The sequence below is a fragment of the Streptococcus sp. 27098_8_86 genome (genome assembly GCF_041432595.1).
Lineage (GTDB): Bacteria > Bacillota > Bacilli > Lactobacillales > Streptococcaceae > Streptococcus > Streptococcus pneumoniae_F.
Genome location: NZ_JAPVZW010000006.1, coordinates 87,707 through 104,033 on the forward strand (window position 1 = coordinate 87,707; position 16,327 = coordinate 104,033).

Genomic DNA, 16,327 nt, shown 5'->3' on the forward strand with positions numbered 1-16,327 from the left:
TAGAAATTAAATCGTTTTCACTTGACAAAAATTGGTCTATACCATATAATAAATATAGATTGAAACGGAGGATAAAAAGATGAAAGTTATTAAAGTTGAAAACCAAATCGAAGGTGGAAAAGTTGCTTTTGAGATTTTGAAGGAAAAATTGGCCAATGGAGCTCAAACCCTAGGACTTGCGACAGGAAGTAGCCCACTTGAATTTTACAAGGAAATCGTTGAGAGTGACCTCGATTTTTCAAACCTAACCAGTGTCAACCTTGATGAATATGTAGGGCTTGATGGGGACAACCCACAGTCTTACCGTTACTTTATGCAAGAAAATTTGTTTAACAAAAAACCATTTAAAGAAAGTTTCTTGCCTCGTGGGGTTAAGGACAATGCTGAAGAAGAAGTAGAACGCTACAATCAAATTTTGGCTGACCATCCAGTTGACCTTCAAATCTTGGGAATTGGTCGCAATGGACATATCGGATTTAATGAGCCAGGCACTCCATTTGACAGTCAAACACACCTAGTCGAACTTGACCAGTCTACTATTGAAGCTAATGCTCGCTTCTTTGACAAGATTGAAGACGTTCCAACCCAAGCCATTTCAATGGGGATAAAAAATATCTTGGATGCCAAGTCAATCCTTCTCTTTGCTTACGGTGAGTCGAAAGCAGAAGCCATTGCCGGAACAGTGTCTGGCCCAGTGACTGAGAACTTACCAGCAAGTAGCTTACAAAATCACCCTGATGTGACTATTATTGCGGATGCTGAAGCGCTCAGCTTGCTTGAAAAATAAAAAACGAAACCCTTCAGTTTCTTCTATCTGAGTGCTTTAAACTCTTGTATAAATGGAAGAAAAAATCAAAATTAACCCGCATTTTTTCTTGACAATTATTCCTTTTACGTGTAAAATAGAATAGATCTTGAACTTGAAGGGAGTGAAAAAAATGTCTAAAACAGTAGTACGTAAGAATGAATCTCTTGACGACGCACTTCGTCGTTTCAAACGTGCGGTTACTAAAGCTGGTACTCTTCAAGAAACACGCAAACGTGAATTCTATGAAAAACCTTCTGTAAAACGTAAACGTAAATCAGAAGCAGCTCGTAAACGTAAAAAATTCTAATTAGAAATGAAAGGCTGGAGAAATCTAGTCCTTTTTCTTTTAAATAAATACTACAAAGCCTGCAAAAATCTCAAATATCCTCCTACAATTTGATATAATAGAGAGAAGAACTCATTTGAAGGAGGAAATGATGTCGGTTTTAGTAAAAGAAGTGATTGAAAAGCTTAGACTAGACATTGTCTATGGCGAACCAGAATTACTTGAAAAGGAAATTAATACCGCGGACATTACGCGACCTGGTCTTGAAATGACGGGTTATTTTGACTACTACACTCCAGAGCGAATCCAGCTCTTGGGAATGAAGGAGTGGTCCTACCTCGTTTCGATGTCCTCTCACAACCGTTACCAAGTCTTGAAAAAAATGTTTCTACCTGAGACACCTGCGGTCATTGTTGCTCGTGGTTTGGTAGTTCCAGAGGAGATGCTAAAGGCAGCCAGAGAATGTAAGATTGCCATCTTAACCAGCCGTACAGCGACAAGTCGTTTATCTGGAGAATTATCTAGTTATTTGGATTCTCGTTTGGCAGAACGGACCAGTGTGCACGGTGTCTTGATGGATATATATGGAATGGGTGTCTTGATTCAGGGTGATAGTGGCATCGGTAAGAGTGAGACAGGTCTAGAGCTTGTCAAACGTGGCCACCGCTTGGTAGCTGATGACCGGGTCGATATCTTTGCCAAGGATGAGATTACTCTTTGGGGCGAACCAGCTGAAATCTTGAGACACCTGATTGAAATTCGTGGGGTTGGGATTATCGATGTCATGAGCCTCTATGGTGCGAGTGCCGTCAAGGATTCTTCACAAGTCCAGCTGGCTGTTTATTTGGAAAATTACGATACACATAAAACTTTTGATCGTCTTGGAAACAATGCAGAGGAACTTGAAATTTCTGGCGTATCCATTCCTCGTATCCGTATCCCAGTTAAAACAGGTCGTAATATTTCTGTCGTGATTGAGGCAGCTGCCATGAATTATCGTGCCAAGGAAATGGGCTTTGATGCGACGCGTTTATTCGAAGAACGCTTGACCAATCTTATTGCTCAAAACGAGGTGCCTAATGCTTGATCCAATTGCTATTCATCTAGGCCCTCTAGCCATTCGTTGGTATGCCTTGTGTATTGTGACAGGATTGATTCTTGCGGTTTATTTGACCATGAAAGAAGCACCTAGAAAGAAGATCATACCAGACGATATTTTAGACTTCATCTTGATAGCCTTTCCCTTGGCTATTTTAGGAGCTCGTCTCTATTATGTTATTTTCCGTTTTGATTACTATAGTCAGAACTTGGGAGAAATTTTTGCCATTTGGAATGGTGGTTTGGCCATTTACGGTGGTTTGATAACTGGGGCTCTTGTCCTCTATATCTTTGCTGATCGTAAACTCATCAATACTTGGGATTTTCTAGATATTGCGGCACCTAGCGTCATGATTGCCCAAAGTCTAGGCCGCTGGGGTAATTTCTTTAACCAAGAAGCTTATGGTGCAGCAGTGGATAATCTGGATTATCTACCTGGCTTTATTCGTGACCAGATGTATATTGAGGGGAGCTACCGTCAACCGACCTTCCTTTATGAATCTCTATGGAATCTACTTGGCTTTGCCTTGATTCTGATTTTTAGACGAAAATGGAAGAGCCTCAGACGAGGTCATATTACTGCTTTCTACTTGATTTGGTATGGTTTCGGTCGCATGGTCATCGAAGGTATGCGGACAGATAGCCTCATGTTCTTTGGACTTCGAGTATCTCAATGGCTTTCAGTTGTTCTTATCGGATTGGGTATTTTTATCATTCTTTATCAAAATCGTAAGAAGGCCCCTTACTATGTTACAGAGGAGGAAAATTAAATGTTAGAAGTTGCATATATTCTTGTAGCCCTTGCTTTGATTGTATTTTTAGTGTATTTAATCATTACTGTACAAAAGCTTGGACGTGTTATCGATGAAACAGAGAAGACGATTAAAACCTTAACTTCAGATGTAGATGTGACCTTGCATCATACCAATGAATTGCTGGCTAAGGTCAATGTCTTGGCAGATGATATCAATGTCAAGGTGGCAACGATTGATCCACTCTTTAGTGCTGTTGCAGATTTATCTCTATCTGTTTCAGACCTCAATGATCATGCGCGTGTATTGAGTAAGAAAGCTTCATCAGCTGGTTCAAAAACATTTAAGACTGGTGCAAGTCTGTCAGCTCTTCGTCTTGCAAGTAAATTTTTCAAAAAATAAAAAAGGAGAATCCTTATGGGTAAACTATCCTCAATCCTTTTAGGAACCGTTTCAGGTGCAGCTCTTGCCTTGTTTTTAACAAGCGACAAGGGCAAACAAGTTTGCAGTCAGGCTCAAGATTTTCTAGATGATTTGAGAGAAGATCCTGAGTATGCCAAGGAGCAGGTCTGTGAAAAACTGACAGAAGTTAAGGAGCAGGCTACAGATTTTGTTCTTAAAACCAAAGAACAGGTTGAGTCAGGTGAAATCACTGTGGACAGTGTACTTGCTCAAGCCAAATCATGTGCTCGCCAAGCGACAGAAGCATCAAAAGATCGATTCAATAATCTCAAGGAGCAATGGCAAGAAAAGGCCGAAACTCTTGATGAATCAGAAGAGATTGTTATTGACATAACAGAAGAATAAACCATCACCATCTCTGGACGGACTATGTGTCTGGGGATGGTGATTTTTTTCTCGTAGCGTGTCTTTGTGGTATAATAATTACTATGCAGAAAAAACCAACGTCAGCCTATGTGCACATCCCATTTTGTACCCAGATTTGTTATTATTGTGACTTTTCAAAAGTTTTTATCAAGAATCAGCCGGTAGATAGTTATTTGGAACATCTGTTAGAAGAGTTTCAATCTTATGATATTCAAAAGTTGCGAACCCTCTACATCGGTGGTGGCACACCGACAGCTTTGTCAGCTTCGCAACTGGAGGTGTTATTGAAGGGCTTGACTAAAAACTTGGATTTGTCTGTCTTAGAAGAGTTGACCATTGAAGCCAATCCAGGCGACTTGGATGCGGATAAGATTGCTGTTTTGAAAAACTCGGCTGTCAACCGTGTTTCGCTAGGTGTGCAGACCTTTGATGACAAGATGCTGAAAAAGATTGGGCGCAGTCATTTGGAGAAGGATATTTATGAAAATATCGACCGTCTGAAACTGGCTGGTTTTGACAATATCTCCATCGATTTGATTTATGCACTGCCTGGTCAGACCATGGAGCAGGTCAAGGAAAATGTGGCTAAGGCTATTGGGCTGGATATTCCTCATATGAGTTTGTATAGCTTGATTTTGGAAAATCATACGGTCTTTATGAACCGTATGCGACGAGGGAAGTTGCCTCTGCCTAAGGAGGAAGTGGAAGCTGAGATGTTTGAATATATCATCGCAGAGCTGGAGCGAGCTGGTTTTGAGCATTATGAGATTTCCAATTTCTCAAAGCCTGGTTTTGAAAGTCGCCACAATCTCATGTACTGGGACAATGCTGAATACTATGGCATCGGTGCTGGGGCATCTGGCTATGTCAATGGGGTTCGCTATAAAAACCACGGCCCGATTCGTCATTATCTCAGTGCAGTTGAGGAAGGCAATGCTCGGATCACAGAAGAACACCTGAGTCAAAAGGAACAAATGGAAGAGGAAATGTTCTTGGGCCTCCGCAAGAAATCAGGAGTCTCCATGGCGCGATTTGAGGAAAAATTTGGACGGTCTTTTGATGGACTTTATGGAGAAATTGTCAAGGACTTGGTTCAACAAGGTCTCATGCAAATAGACGGTGATCGCGTGCGCATGACAAAAAGAGGTCTCTTTTTGGGAGACACCGTAGCAGAACGATTTATTTTGGAGTAGGATGATGGGCTTAACTTATCAAATGAAAATGAAAATTCCTTTTGATATGGCTGATATGAACGGTCATATCAAACTTCCAGATGTGATTTTGCTGTCTCTGCAAGTTTCAGGGATGCAGTCGATTGAGTTGGGAGTTAGTGATAAGACTATTTTGGAAGACTATAATCTGGTCTGGATTATCACAGAATACGATATTGAGGTGGTTCGTTTGCCTCGTTTTGCGGAAGAAATCACTATCGAAACGGAAGCCCTGAGTTACAATCGACTCTTTTGCTACCGTCGCTTTACCATTTGTGATGAAACGGGGCAGGAGCTCATTCAAATGATGGCGACCTTTGTTCTCATGGACCGAGACAGTCGAAGAGTTCATGTTGTCGAGCCTGAGATTGTGGCTCCTTACCAGTCTGAGTTTGATAAAAAGCTTATTCGTGGACCAAAGTATGCAAATCTAGAAGCGCCAATCAGCAAGGATTACCATGTTCGTTTTTACGACTTGGATATGAATGGTCATGTTAATAACAGTAAATATCTGGACTGGATTTTTGAGGTAATGGGAGCAGATTTTTTGACCCAATATATTCCCAAGAAAATCAATCTCAAGTATGTCAAGGAAGTTCGACCAGGTGGGGTGATTACATCGGCTGTTGAACGGACTGGACTGGAAAGCAAACATGAGATTACAAGCGACGGTGCTACCAATGCCCAAGCTATCATCACTTGGCAAGAAATGAAGAAGGATTAGGGAGAAATAGATGAAATATAAAGGCTATTTAATTGATTTAGACGGAACCATTTATAAGGGGAAAGATCGAATTCCAACAGGAGAAGCTTTTGTCCATGAATTGCAAAAGCGGGATATCCCCTATCTCTTTGTGACCAACAATACAACCCGCACTCCAGAGAGTGTTCAGGAGATGCTGGCTCAGAATTTTAATATTGATACGCCCCTGTCGACTGTCTACACCGCGACTTTGGCAACCATCGACTATATGAACGACTTGGGGCTTGAAAAGACCGTCTATGTCATCGGAGAAGCTGGGCTCAAGGAAGCCATCAAGGCGGCTGGTTATGTGGAAGACAAGGATAATCCTGCCTATGTGGTAGTAGGTCTGGACTGGCAAGTCGACTATGAAAAATTTGCGACAGCAACTCTAGCTATCCAAAAGGGTGCTCACTTTATCGGAACCAACCCTGACCTCAACATCCCGACAGAACGCGGTCTTTTGCCAGGTGCTGGTTCACTGATTACCCTGCTTGAAGTAGCAACACGAGTGAAGCCTGTTTATATTGGAAAACCAAATGCCATCATTATGGATAAGGCGGTTGAGCACTTAGGTTTGGAACGTGAAGAGTTAATCATGGTCGGGGACAACTATTTAACAGATATCCGAGCAGGGATTGACAATGGCATTCCAACGCTCTTGGTGACAACAGGTTTTACCAAGGCAGAAGAAGTGGCAGACCTGCCAATCGCACCGACTCATGTTGTTTCGAGCCTTGCGGAGTGGGATTTTGATGAAAACTAAATTAACCTTTTGGGGCTCTATGCTCTTTCTCCTCTCCCTCTCAATCCTTTTGACCATTTATTTGGCTTGGATTTTTTATCCTTTGGAGATTGAGTGGCTGAACTTGACGGATCGAGTTTATCTAAAACCAGAAACTATTCAATACAACTTTCATATTTTGATGAATTATCTGACCAATCCTTTTAGTCAAGTCTTAGAGATGCCTGATTTTCGTTCGTCTGCAGCTGGTCTGCATCACTTTGCAGTGGTCAAGGACCTCTTTCACCTAGTTCAGCTGGTTGCTCTAGTTACCCTGCCAAGTTTCTATTTCTTTGTCAATAGGATTGTGAAAAAGGGCTTTTTGTCTCTCTTTTATAAAAGTCTCCTAGCTCTAGTAGTCTTGCCTTTGCTGATTGGTCTTGGGGGAGTCTTGATTGGTTTTGATCAATTCTTTACCCTTTTTCATCAAATTCTCTTTGTGGGAGATGATACCTGGCTTTTTGATCCAGCCAAGGATCCTGTTATTCTGATTTTGCCAGAGACCTTTTTCCTTCATGCCTTCATCCTCTTTTTTGCCCTCTATGAAAGCTTCTTTGGTTTTCTGTACCTGAAAAGTCATAGGAAATAATACTAAAGATATTCTTATTTTGCATAAATCAATTAGGTATGTGATTCGAAACTATTGTCAAGAATGAATTAATCAAATCCAAAAAGGGTTAATCGTTCGCAAACAGTCTATTTTTCTTGAAAAAATAGGCTTTTTTTCTAAAAATCTCTAGTCAAGCGCTTTATTTTTTTGTATAATAGAATTAGCAAAGTATAGATAAGAAGAGAAAAGCATGATTACACTATTCCTATCACCGAGCTGTACTTCATGTCGTAAGGCAAAGGCCTGGTTAGAAAAACATAAGGTGCCCTTTGAGGAACACAATATTATGACCAGTCCTTTAACGAGAAAAGAATTGCAACACATCCTTTCCTTGACCGAAAATGGTACTGATGACATCATTTCAACTCGTTCAAAAATTTTTCAAAAATTAGATATTGATGTAGAAAGTATTTCGGTATCGGAATTGCTTCATTTGATTGAGCAGTATCCTAGTCTTTTGCGTCGCCCAATTATTATTGATGCCAAACGTATGCAAATTGGTTTTAATGAAGATGAGATTCGTGCTTTTCTCCCTCGTAGTTACCGTAAGCAAGAACTAAAAGAAGCAAGAATGAGAGCTGGTATTAGTTAATGAACAAACAGTATAGTTACCCACTAGATTTGTCGTGGAGCACTGAAGAACTTGCTTCAGTGCTTTCTTTTTTTAATGATGTTGAAGCTGCCTATGAAGGCAAGGTAGAGGCTAAAAAGTTACTGGACTCCTATAAGGGATTCAAAGCGGTCGTGCCAAGTAAGAGCGAAGAAAAACGTTTGGGACGAGAATTTGAAACAGTTAGTGGCTATTCGCTTTATCGAGCAGTTCAGACTGCCAAGGAAAAAGGGGAAGGGAAGATTTCTCTTGGAAAGTAAATTTGAATTTGCCAAAGAGCTTGTTAAGAGAGCGGGCCAGTACATCCTTGACCATATGCAGGAAGACTTGCGTGTTGAAACCAAGTCCTCTCCAACAGACTTGGTGACCAAACTGGACAAGGAAGTTCAGGAGCTATTGGTTGGTGAGATTTTGTCTCGTTATCCTGAAGATAAGATTTGTGCTGAAGAAGGTTGTCTGCGAGCCTCGGTTCAAGAGGGCAAGGTTTGGGTTATTGATCCCATTGATGGGACCAATAATTTTGTCGCCCAGCAGGAAGATTTTGCTGTTATGATGGCTTATTTTGAGAATGGTCAGGGACAGTTTGGTCTCATTTATGATGTGGTCAAAGGGGATTGTTATCACGGTGGTGGAGCCTTTCCAGTTTGTCTAAATGATAAGCCCCTAGCTCCCTTTAAAGCAAAACCACTTGGAGATTTTCTCATTGCAGGGAATAGTGGTATGCTGGAAACCAATGAATGGGGTCTGGCTGATTTGAGTCGAGCTGTGCTTGGTGTTCGAGTCTATGGGAGTGCGGCCATTAGTTTTGCCAAGATTTTGTCAGGGCGTTTGTTGACCTATGTCACTTATCTGCAACCATGGGATTATGCTGCGGCTAGTATTTTAGGGGAAAGTCTGGGCTATCGGGTTGTGACCCTATCTGGTCAAGCGCTTGATTTTCAAACCAGACAGCCGGTCATGATGCTACCTCTTGAGATGCAGGAGGAAATTCAGTCCTATATTTACGAAAGGAAAAGAACTTAAATGCAATTTCCAGAAGGATTTGTTGAAAAATATGAAGAGATACTAGGAGATGAGGCAAGAGATTTTCTTGCCTCTTTTGAGGAGGAAGCGGTTTCGGCTTTTCGGGTCAATCCTTTAAAAGAAGCGCCAGTTTCCTTTCCTAATGCCATTCCTCAAACTCCTTGGGGACATTATGGGAAGGTTTCAGGGAAATCGCCTGAGCATGCTACTGGTTTAGTTTATTCGCAAGAACCTGCTGCCCAGATGGTGGCTCAGGTAGCCCAGCCCAGTCCTGGTATGAAGGTTTTGGACTTGGCAGCTGCACCGGGTGGCAAATCAACTCAGCTGGCAGCCTATCTAGCAGGGGAGGGTCTCCTTGTTTCCAATGAAATTTCAAGCAAACGGGCTAAGATTTTGGTTGAAAACATGGAGCGCTTTGGAGCGACAAATGTTGTGGTGACCAATGAATCTGCTGACCGCTTAGCCAAGGTTTTTAAGGGCTATTTTGACCTCATTGTCCTTGATGCTCCTTGCTCAGGGGAAGGGATGTTCCGTAAGCAACCAGATGCTATGGATTATTGGAGCTTAGATTATCCGAGTCAATGTGCTAGCTTGCAAAGAGAAATTCTGGAAGATGCAGTAAACATGCTAGCTGATGGTGGTCGTCTGGTTTATTCAACTTGTACCTGGGCCCCCGAGGAAAACGAAGAGATTGTCAATTGGCTACTGGAAGAGTATGATTTTGATTTGTTGCCAGTAGAGCATATCAATGGAATGGTAGCTGGAATTGACCTGACAGAAACGGCTCGTATGTACCCACATCATTTTAAGGGAGAGGGGCAATTTGTAGCCCATTTGCAATTTAAAGGTGAAAATCCAGTTCCTAAATTTAAGGCAAGTAAGAGCAATCTCAGCCGAGAACAAGTTGCCTTGTGGCAGGAATTTGCCCAAAAACATTTGAAGGTCAATCTAAGGGGTATCTTGCAGACTTTTGGAGACCAGCTTTATCTCTTGCCAGAACTTTTGCCAGATTTAGGGAAACTCAAGATTGCTCGCAATGGCCTGCATCTGGGTACCTTTAAGAAGAAACGCTTTGAGCCTAGTTTTGCTCTTGGTCTAGCCTTGAAACCGAGTCAGGTCAAGCAGTCAGTTGAAATTGACCAAGAAGCGTTTGTAAAGTATGTGGCTGGAGAAACTGTTCAATTGGCGGAAAGTCTGCCAAATGGTTGGTACCAAGTTTTGGTTAAAGGAAATGGCTTGGGCTTTGCTAAGGTGACGGGAAATGTTTTGAAAAATTATTTTCCAAAAGGCCTCAGATTCAAGTGAAAATGCTAGTCAAAGTAGCTTGTCTATGTTATAGTGGAAGTATGGATTTTTTTCAAATTGTCTTTCATTTTAAGTCAAAATTGGTGGAGATGGTAACTAAGCAAATTTCTAGTTAAACCAAGCTAATACTCTTCGAAAATCTCTTCAAACCGCGTCAACATCGCCTTGCCGTACTCAAGTACAGCCTGCGGCTAGTTTCCTAGTTTGCTCTTTGATTTTCATTGAGTATAAGAACTTTAGTTGGCTCCCAATTTTAAAAAAGAAAAACATAAATAAATAGTTGAAAAAATTCACAGCATTCACCATTATTTTCAAGGAGAAAAACAGTGAAAAAAAGGAAAAAACTCGCTCTATCCCTTGCAGCTCTTTTGCTGGCAGGTTCTTTGGCGGGATGTGCTAGCTGGATTGATCGTGGGGAATCCATGACAGCTGTTGGCTCAACGGCTCTTCAGCCCTTGGTCGAAGCAGCAGCAGATGAATTTGGCTCTATGCACATTGGAAAAACAGTTAACGTCCAAGGTGGCGGATCTGGTACAGGTCTGTCTCAGGTTCAGTCTGGAGCCGTTGATGTAGGAAATTCAGACGTATTTGCCGAGGAAAAAGACGGTATCAACGCATCCGCTCTAGTGGACCATAAGGTAGCCGTAGCGGGCTTGGCAGTCATTGTAAACAAAGAAGTTGATGTTGAAAATCTGACAACTGAACAACTCCGTAGCATCTTCACAGGTCAAGTGACCAACTGGAAAGAAGTCGGTGGGAAAGACCTAGCCATTTCCATTATCAACCGCGCGGCAAGTTCAGGTTCACGTGCAACCTTTGATAGTGTTATCATGGATGGTCAATCTGCCGTGCAGAGTCAAGAACAGGATTCAAATGGGATGGTTAAAAACATTGTTTCTCAGACACCAGGAGCCATTTCTTACCTAGCCTTTGCCTATGTGGATGACTCGGTTAAACGCATGAAGTTGAATGGCTATGAGCCGATTGCAGAAAATGTTACAAGCAATAACTGGCCTTTGTGGTCTTATGAACACATGTACACCCTAGGCCAACCAAATGAATTGGTGGCAGAATTCCTCAACTTCGTCCTCTCAGATGAAGCGCAAAGCGGAATCGTTAAGGGAATGGGCTATATTTCTGTCAAGGAAATGAAGGTTGAAAAAGATGCTGTCGGAACGGTGACAGCACTAGAAGGGAGTCACTAATGAATCAAGAAGAATTAGCTAAAAAATTACTTTCTCCCTCAAAGAACTCTCGTCTAGAGAAATTAGGAAAAGGCTTGACCTTTGCTTGTCTGTCTTTGATTGTTATCATCGTGGCTATGATTTTGATCTTCGTAGCCCAAAAAGGCTTGTCGACCTTCTTTGTCAATGGGGTCAATATCTTTGATTTTCTCTTTGGCCAAACTTGGAATCCTTCAGGTAAACAATTTGGTGCCCTTCCTATGATTTTGGGTTCCTTTATTGTCACAATCCTATCAGCCCTGATCGCAACTCCTTTTGCCATTGGTGCGGCAGTCTTTATGACTGAAGTTTCACCAAAAGGTGCTAGAATCTTGCAGCCAGCCATTGAATTGCTAGTTGGGATTCCTTCAGTCGTGTATGGATTTATCGGTTTGCAGGTCGTAGTTCCCTTTGTCCGCAGTGTCTTTGGTGGAACTGGTTTTGGGATCTTGTCAGGGATTTTCGTTCTCTTTGTCATGATTTTACCGACGGTAACCTTTATGACAACCGATAGTTTGCGTGCGGTGCCTCGTCACTACCGCGAAGCTAGTTTGGCTATGGGAGCCACTCGTTGGCAAACCATCTGGCGAGTGACCTTGAAGGCAGCGCGTTCAGGGATTTTCACAGCAGTGGTCTTTGGGATGGCGCGTGCCTTTGGTGAGGCCTTGGCCATTCAGATGGTAGTTGGAAACTCAGCCGTTGTCCCAACTTCATTGACAACACCTGCTGCGACCTTGACCTCTGTGTTGACCATGGGTATTGGAAATACGGTTATGGGAACAGTTGACAATAACGTTCTCTGGTCACTGGCCTTAGTCTTGCTTTTGATGAGTTTGGCCTTCAACAGTGTGATTAAATTGATTACGAAAGAAAGAGGAAAGAAAAACTATGCACGCTAAGAAATTAGATAAAATTGCAACAGCTGTCCTCTACTCAATTGCAGGAATTATCGTTGCTATCTTGGCATCCTTGATTCTTTATATCTTGGTTCGTGGTTTGCCCCACATCTCTTGGTCTTTCTTGACTGGCAAATCCTCTTCTTACCAAGCAGGTGGAGGGATTGGAATTCAGCTCTATAATTCCTTCTTCCTTCTGGTTATTACCTTGATTATTTCTGTGCCCTTGTCTATGGGGGCTGGGATTTTCCTAGCTGAATATGCCAAGAAAGGTCCTGTGACCAATTTTGTCAGAACCTGTATTGAAATCTTATCTTCACTGCCATCAGTGGTTGTGGGTCTCTTTGGTTACTTGATCTTTGTAGTTCAGTTTGAGTATGGATTTTCAATCATTTCAGGTGCCTTGGCCTTGACGGTCTTTAACTTACCTCAGATGACTCGTAATGTTGAAGACAGTTTGAAACACGTTCACCATACGCAACGTGAGGCCGGCTTGGCCCTTGGAATTTCTCGTTGGGAGACAGTGGTCCATGTGGTCATTCCAGAAGCCCTACCAGGTATTGTGACGGGGGTTGTCTTGGCCTCTGGTCGTATCTTTGGTGAGGCGGCTGCTCTTATCTATACTGCAGGACAATCCGCTCCAGCCCTCGACTGGTCTAACTGGAATATTCTCAGTGTAACTAGCCCAATCTCTATCTTCCGTCAAGCAGAAACCTTGGCTGTCCACATCTGGAAAGTAAATAGTGAAGGTACTATTCCAGATGGAACCATCGTATCAGCAGGTTCTGCGGCCGTGCTCCTCATCTTTATCCTCATCTTTAACTTTGGAGCCCGTAAACTCGGAAGCTACCTACATAAGAAATTAACCGCTGCCTAAAGGAGAAGCCATGTCAAAATATAATTGGGATGAAAAGCATATCATCACCTTTCCTGAAGAGAAAGTGGCCCTCTCTACTAAAGATTTACATGTTTACTACGGTAAAAATGAATCTATCAAGGGCATCGATATGCAATTTGAAAAAAATAAAATTACTGCCTTAATTGGCCCATCTGGATCAGGGAAATCAACCTACCTCCGCAGTCTCAACCGTATGAATGATACCATTGATATTGCCAAGGTAACAGGTCAAATCCTCTATCAAGGGATTGATGTCAACCGTCCAGAAATCAATGTCTATGAGATGCGTAAGCACATTGGAATGGTCTTCCAACGACCAAATCCCTTTGCCAAGTCTATCTACCGTAACATCACTTTTGCCCATGAACGTGCAGGAGTTAAGGACAAGCAAGTCTTGGATGAAATTGTGGAAACCTCTCTTCGTCAGGCTGCCCTCTGGGATCAGGTCAAAGACGATTTGCACAAGTCAGCCTTGACCCTATCAGGTGGTCAGCAGCAACGCCTCTGTATCGCTCGTGCTATCTCTGTTAAACCAGATATCCTCTTGATGGATGAACCAGCGTCAGCTTTGGATCCGATTGCGACAGCTCAGCTGGAAGAAACCATGCTGGAATTGAAGAAGGACTTTACCATCATCATCGTGACCCACAGTATGCAGCAGGCTGCGCGTGCTAGTGATTACACAGGATTTTTCTACTTGGGTGACTTGATCGAGTACGATAAGACCTCTAATATTTTCCAAAATGCCAAATTACAGTCGACCAATGACTACGTAACAGGACACTTTGGATAGAAAGGAAACAGTATGACAGAAGCGATTTTACAGGTTTCAGACCTGTCCGTTTACTACAATCAAAAGAAGGCCTTGAATAGTGTTTCCCTATCTTTCCAACCTAAGGAAATTACAGCCTTGATTGGTCCATCTGGATCAGGGAAGTCAACCCTCCTCAAGGCTATCAACCGCATGGGAGATCTCAATCCAGAGGTGACCACAACAGGTTCGGTGGTTTACAACGGTCACAATATTTACAGCCCACGTACAGATACAGTTGAATTGCGGAAGGAAATTGGTATGGTTTTCCAACAACCAAACCCCTTCCCTATGTCTATCTACGAAAATGTTGTTTATGGGCTTCGTATCAATGGAGTTAAGGACAAGCAGGTTCTAGATGAGGCGGTTGAAAAAGCCTTGCAACGAGCTTCCATCTGGGATGAGGTCAAGGATCGCCTGCATGATTCAGCTATCGGGCTTTCAGGTGGACAACAGCAACGTGTCTGTGTTGCCCGTGTCTTGGCAACCAGTCCTAAAATCATTCTTTTGGATGAACCGACTTCAGCCTTGGACCCTATCTCGGCTGGTAAGATTGAGGAAACCTTGTATGGTCTAAAAGATAAATACACCATGCTCTTGGTTACGCGTTCCATGCAACAAGCCTCTCGTATTTCTGACAAGACAGGATTTTTCCTAGATGGAGATCTGATCGAGTTTAACGATACCAAGAAGATGTTCCTCAACCCACAACACAAGGAAACAGAAGATTATATTTCAGGAAAATTTGGATAAGGAGATAAATGATGTTACGTTCTCAATTTGAGGAAGATTTAGAGAAATTGCACAACCAGTTCTATGCTATGGGACAAGAAGTGCTGTCCCAAATCAATCGTACAGTGCGTGCCTTTGTTACGCATGACCGTGATTTGGCCAAAGAAGTCATCGAAGATGATGCAGAAGTAAACGAATACGAAGTGAAATTGGAGAAGAAATCATTTGAAATGATTGCCCTCCAACAACCGGTTTCTCAGGACTTGCGTACCGTTTTAACAGTCTTAAAAGCCGTATCTGACTTGGAACGTATGGGGGACCATGCCGTTTCCATTGCAAGAGCAGCCATTCGTATGAAAGGGGAGCAACGCATCCCAGCTGTTGAAGAAGAAATTAAGAGAATGGGGCGTGATGTCAAGAACTTCGTTGAAGCAGCCCTTGAACTCTATCTCAATGGTTCAGTAGATCAGGCCTATGAAGTAGCAGCAATGGACGAAAAAATCAACCATTACTTTGATAGCATTCGTGACTTGGCTACAGAAGAAATCAAGAAAAATCCAGATGCCATCGTTACAGGTCGTGATTATTTCCAAGTGATTGCCTTCTTGGAACGCATTGGAGACTATGCCAAAAATATCTGTGAATGGGTTGTTTACTTTGAAACAGGTAAGATTGTCGAACTATAAAATAGTTTCATTCTGTATAAAAAGGAGCTTTAAATCAATTGATAGCTCCTTTTATTGAATGAAAAAAATATTTTTAAGATAAAAATTCAAAAAACACTTGACAAGCAACTTGGATAGCGTTATAATTATACAAAAATTAACAGAGAGGTTGTTTATTTATGAAATCAAAAAAATGGATATTTGTTCTATGTAGTTTTCTTGCAAGTTTCTTCTTAGTAGCTTGTCAGCCGGGTTCTAGTGAGTCTCAGTCAGCTGTTGAGGCCATTAAGCAAAAGGGGAAATTAGTTGTGGCGACCAGTCCTGACTATGCACCTTTTGAATTCCAATCCTTAGTTGACGGAAAAAACCAGGTAGTCGGTGCGGATATTGATATGGCCCAAGCTATCGCTGATGAACTTGGGGTTAAGTTGGAAATTTCAAGCATGAGTTTTGACAATGTCTTGACCAGTCTTCAAACTGGTAAGGCTGACCTAGCAGTTGCGGGAATTAGCGCTACTGACGAGAGAAAAGAAGTCTTTGATTTTTCAATCCCCTACTATGAAAACAAGATTAGTTTCTTGGTTCGTAAGTCTGATGTAGAAAAATACAAGGATTTAACTAGCCTTGAAAGTGCTAATATTGCAGCCCAAAAAGGGACTGTTCCAGAATCAATGGTCAAGGAACAATTGCCAAAAGCGCAATTGACTTCCCTAACTAATATGGGTGAAGCTGTCAATGAATTGCAGGCTGGAAAAGTAGATGCTGTTCATATGGATGAGCCTGTTGCCCTTAGCTATGCTGCTAAAAATGCCGACTTAGCTGTCGCAACTGTCAGCTTGAAGATGAAGGACGGCGAAGCCAATGCCGTTGCCCTTAGAAAAAATAGTGCTGATTTGAAAGAAGTGGTGGACAAGGTCATCCAAAAACTCAAGGATGACGGCACCTACCAAAAATATCTTGAAAAAGCGGCAACCTTAACAGAAGTTGAAGAATAATACTCAATGAAAATCAAAGAGCAAACTAGGAAGCTAGCCGCAGGTTGCTC

At 42.2% G+C, this 16,327-nt stretch carries 21 protein-coding genes; all 21 read left to right on the forward strand.

Annotated elements, in window-relative coordinates; all coding sequences use genetic code 11:
- Positions 1-79: 79 nt before the first annotated feature.
- The 21 genes from O3616_RS06820 to O3616_RS06920 all read left to right on the forward strand — a co-directional run bounded on the left by O3616_RS06820 (position 80) and on the right by O3616_RS06920 (position 16,277).
- Positions 80-787 carry a glucosamine-6-phosphate deaminase gene (locus tag O3616_RS06820; protein ID WP_371638453.1) on the forward strand — a complete coding sequence of 236 codons (708 nt, stop codon included), beginning with the start codon at positions 80-82 and terminating at the stop codon, positions 785-787.
- A gap of 151 nt (positions 788-938) precedes the next feature.
- Complete coding sequence (gene rpsU / locus O3616_RS06825; protein WP_000048054.1) at positions 939-1,115, forward strand: 30S ribosomal protein S21; 177 nt, start codon at positions 939-941, stop codon at positions 1,113-1,115.
- 130 nt (positions 1,116-1,245) lie between these two features.
- Positions 1,246-2,181: an HPr(Ser) kinase/phosphatase gene (gene hprK / locus O3616_RS06830; protein WP_000115157.1), complete on the forward strand. Its 936-nt coding sequence runs from the start codon at positions 1,246-1,248 to the stop codon at positions 2,179-2,181.
- On the forward strand, positions 2,174-2,962 hold the full coding sequence (gene lgt, locus O3616_RS06835; RefSeq protein WP_070482019.1) for a prolipoprotein diacylglyceryl transferase: 789 nt from the start codon (positions 2,174-2,176) through the stop codon (positions 2,960-2,962). Before hprK ends, lgt begins: the two co-directional genes overlap by 8 nt.
- Entirely contained in the window at positions 2,963-3,346 is a 384-nt protein-coding gene (locus O3616_RS06840; protein ID WP_042750944.1) for a DUF948 domain-containing protein, read from the forward strand.
- 15 nt (positions 3,347-3,361) lie between these two features.
- A complete protein-coding gene (locus O3616_RS06845) occupies positions 3,362-3,751 on the forward strand; it encodes a YtxH domain-containing protein (protein ID WP_000517381.1) in 390 nt (129 codons plus the stop codon).
- An 83-nt stretch (positions 3,752-3,834) separates the two neighbouring features.
- Positions 3,835-4,965: a radical SAM family heme chaperone HemW gene (gene hemW, locus O3616_RS06850; RefSeq protein ID WP_371638454.1), complete on the forward strand. Its 1,131-nt coding sequence runs from the start codon at positions 3,835-3,837 to the stop codon at positions 4,963-4,965.
- A 4-nt stretch (positions 4,966-4,969) separates the two neighbouring features.
- Positions 4,970-5,707, forward strand: coding sequence for an acyl-ACP thioesterase domain-containing protein (locus O3616_RS06855; RefSeq protein WP_371638455.1), 738 nt, complete (start codon positions 4,970-4,972; stop codon positions 5,705-5,707).
- A 10-nt stretch (positions 5,708-5,717) separates the two neighbouring features.
- Positions 5,718-6,491 carry a TIGR01457 family HAD-type hydrolase gene (locus O3616_RS06860; RefSeq protein WP_371638456.1) on the forward strand — a complete coding sequence of 258 codons (774 nt, stop codon included), beginning with the start codon at positions 5,718-5,720 and terminating at the stop codon, positions 6,489-6,491.
- A complete protein-coding gene (locus tag O3616_RS06865) occupies positions 6,481-7,098 on the forward strand; it encodes a TIGR01906 family membrane protein (protein WP_371638457.1) in 618 nt (205 codons plus the stop codon). The genes O3616_RS06860 and O3616_RS06865 overlap by 11 nt, the downstream gene beginning before the upstream one ends.
- Positions 7,099-7,309: 211 nt before the next feature.
- A complete protein-coding gene (locus tag O3616_RS06870) occupies positions 7,310-7,711 on the forward strand; it encodes a Spx/MgsR family RNA polymerase-binding regulatory protein (protein WP_000631254.1) in 402 nt (133 codons plus the stop codon).
- Complete coding sequence (locus O3616_RS06875) at positions 7,711-7,989, forward strand: UPF0223 family protein (RefSeq protein WP_001041977.1); 279 nt, start codon at positions 7,711-7,713, stop codon at positions 7,987-7,989. The genes O3616_RS06870 and O3616_RS06875 overlap by 1 nt, the downstream gene beginning before the upstream one ends.
- Complete coding sequence (locus O3616_RS06880; protein WP_371638458.1) at positions 7,979-8,752, forward strand: inositol monophosphatase family protein; 774 nt, start codon at positions 7,979-7,981, stop codon at positions 8,750-8,752. The genes O3616_RS06875 and O3616_RS06880 overlap by 11 nt, the downstream gene beginning before the upstream one ends.
- Positions 8,753-10,057, forward strand: a complete 1,305-nt coding sequence (locus tag O3616_RS06885) for an RsmF rRNA methyltransferase first C-terminal domain-containing protein (protein WP_371638459.1) — start codon at positions 8,753-8,755, stop codon at positions 10,055-10,057.
- Between the two features lie 326 nt (positions 10,058-10,383).
- Complete coding sequence (locus O3616_RS06890) at positions 10,384-11,262, forward strand: phosphate ABC transporter substrate-binding protein PstS family protein (protein WP_049486872.1); 879 nt, start codon at positions 10,384-10,386, stop codon at positions 11,260-11,262.
- Positions 11,262-12,179 carry a phosphate ABC transporter permease subunit PstC gene (gene pstC / locus O3616_RS06895; protein ID WP_001070903.1) on the forward strand — a complete coding sequence of 306 codons (918 nt, stop codon included), beginning with the start codon at positions 11,262-11,264 and terminating at the stop codon, positions 12,177-12,179. The genes O3616_RS06890 and pstC overlap by 1 nt, the downstream gene beginning before the upstream one ends.
- Complete coding sequence (gene pstA / locus O3616_RS06900) at positions 12,169-13,053, forward strand: phosphate ABC transporter permease PstA (protein ID WP_000543046.1); 885 nt, start codon at positions 12,169-12,171, stop codon at positions 13,051-13,053. The genes pstC and pstA overlap by 11 nt, the downstream gene beginning before the upstream one ends.
- 10 nt (positions 13,054-13,063) lie before the next feature.
- On the forward strand, positions 13,064-13,867 hold the full coding sequence (pstB, locus tag O3616_RS06905) for a phosphate ABC transporter ATP-binding protein PstB (RefSeq protein ID WP_000049848.1): 804 nt from the start codon (positions 13,064-13,066) through the stop codon (positions 13,865-13,867).
- A gap of 12 nt (positions 13,868-13,879) precedes the next feature.
- Positions 13,880-14,638: a phosphate ABC transporter ATP-binding protein PstB gene (pstB, locus tag O3616_RS06910; protein ID WP_000133484.1), complete on the forward strand. Its 759-nt coding sequence runs from the start codon at positions 13,880-13,882 to the stop codon at positions 14,636-14,638.
- 11 nt (positions 14,639-14,649) lie between these two features.
- Complete coding sequence (phoU, locus tag O3616_RS06915; protein WP_000946460.1) at positions 14,650-15,303, forward strand: phosphate signaling complex protein PhoU; 654 nt, start codon at positions 14,650-14,652, stop codon at positions 15,301-15,303.
- A gap of 158 nt (positions 15,304-15,461) precedes the next feature.
- Positions 15,462-16,277, forward strand: a complete 816-nt coding sequence (locus O3616_RS06920) for an ABC transporter substrate-binding protein (RefSeq protein ID WP_371638460.1) — start codon at positions 15,462-15,464, stop codon at positions 16,275-16,277.
- Positions 16,278-16,327: the final 50 nt, after the last annotated feature.

What these genes read in the sequence shown, in the direction of transcription:
- O3616_RS06820 (WP_371638453.1), top strand. Translation starts at nt 80, where the DNA reads ATGAAAGTTATTAAAGTTGAAAACCAAATCGAAGGTGGAAAAGTTGCT.
- rpsU (WP_000048054.1), top strand. Translation starts at nt 939, where the DNA reads ATGTCTAAAACAGTAGTACGTAAGAATGAATCTCTTGACGACGCACTT.
- hprK (WP_000115157.1), top strand. Translation starts at nt 1,246, where the DNA reads ATGTCGGTTTTAGTAAAAGAAGTGATTGAAAAGCTTAGACTAGACATT.
- lgt (WP_070482019.1), top strand. Translation starts at nt 2,174, where the DNA reads ATGCTTGATCCAATTGCTATTCATCTAGGCCCTCTAGCCATTCGTTGG.
- O3616_RS06840 (WP_042750944.1), top strand. Translation starts at nt 2,963, where the DNA reads ATGTTAGAAGTTGCATATATTCTTGTAGCCCTTGCTTTGATTGTATTT.
- O3616_RS06845 (WP_000517381.1), top strand. Translation starts at nt 3,362, where the DNA reads ATGGGTAAACTATCCTCAATCCTTTTAGGAACCGTTTCAGGTGCAGCT.
- hemW (WP_371638454.1), top strand. Translation starts at nt 3,835, where the DNA reads ATGCAGAAAAAACCAACGTCAGCCTATGTGCACATCCCATTTTGTACC.
- O3616_RS06855 (WP_371638455.1), top strand. Translation starts at nt 4,970, where the DNA reads ATGGGCTTAACTTATCAAATGAAAATGAAAATTCCTTTTGATATGGCT.
- O3616_RS06860 (WP_371638456.1), top strand. Translation starts at nt 5,718, where the DNA reads ATGAAATATAAAGGCTATTTAATTGATTTAGACGGAACCATTTATAAG.
- O3616_RS06865 (WP_371638457.1), top strand. Translation starts at nt 6,481, where the DNA reads ATGAAAACTAAATTAACCTTTTGGGGCTCTATGCTCTTTCTCCTCTCC.
- O3616_RS06870 (WP_000631254.1), top strand. Translation starts at nt 7,310, where the DNA reads ATGATTACACTATTCCTATCACCGAGCTGTACTTCATGTCGTAAGGCA.
- O3616_RS06875 (WP_001041977.1), top strand. Translation starts at nt 7,711, where the DNA reads ATGAACAAACAGTATAGTTACCCACTAGATTTGTCGTGGAGCACTGAA.
- O3616_RS06885 (WP_371638459.1), top strand. Translation starts at nt 8,753, where the DNA reads ATGCAATTTCCAGAAGGATTTGTTGAAAAATATGAAGAGATACTAGGA.
- pstC (WP_001070903.1), top strand. Translation starts at nt 11,262, where the DNA reads ATGAATCAAGAAGAATTAGCTAAAAAATTACTTTCTCCCTCAAAGAAC.
- pstA (WP_000543046.1), top strand. Translation starts at nt 12,169, where the DNA reads ATGCACGCTAAGAAATTAGATAAAATTGCAACAGCTGTCCTCTACTCA.
- pstB (WP_000049848.1), top strand. Translation starts at nt 13,064, where the DNA reads ATGTCAAAATATAATTGGGATGAAAAGCATATCATCACCTTTCCTGAA.
- pstB (WP_000133484.1), top strand. Translation starts at nt 13,880, where the DNA reads ATGACAGAAGCGATTTTACAGGTTTCAGACCTGTCCGTTTACTACAAT.
- phoU (WP_000946460.1), top strand. Translation starts at nt 14,650, where the DNA reads ATGTTACGTTCTCAATTTGAGGAAGATTTAGAGAAATTGCACAACCAG.
- O3616_RS06920 (WP_371638460.1), top strand. Translation starts at nt 15,462, where the DNA reads ATGAAATCAAAAAAATGGATATTTGTTCTATGTAGTTTTCTTGCAAGT.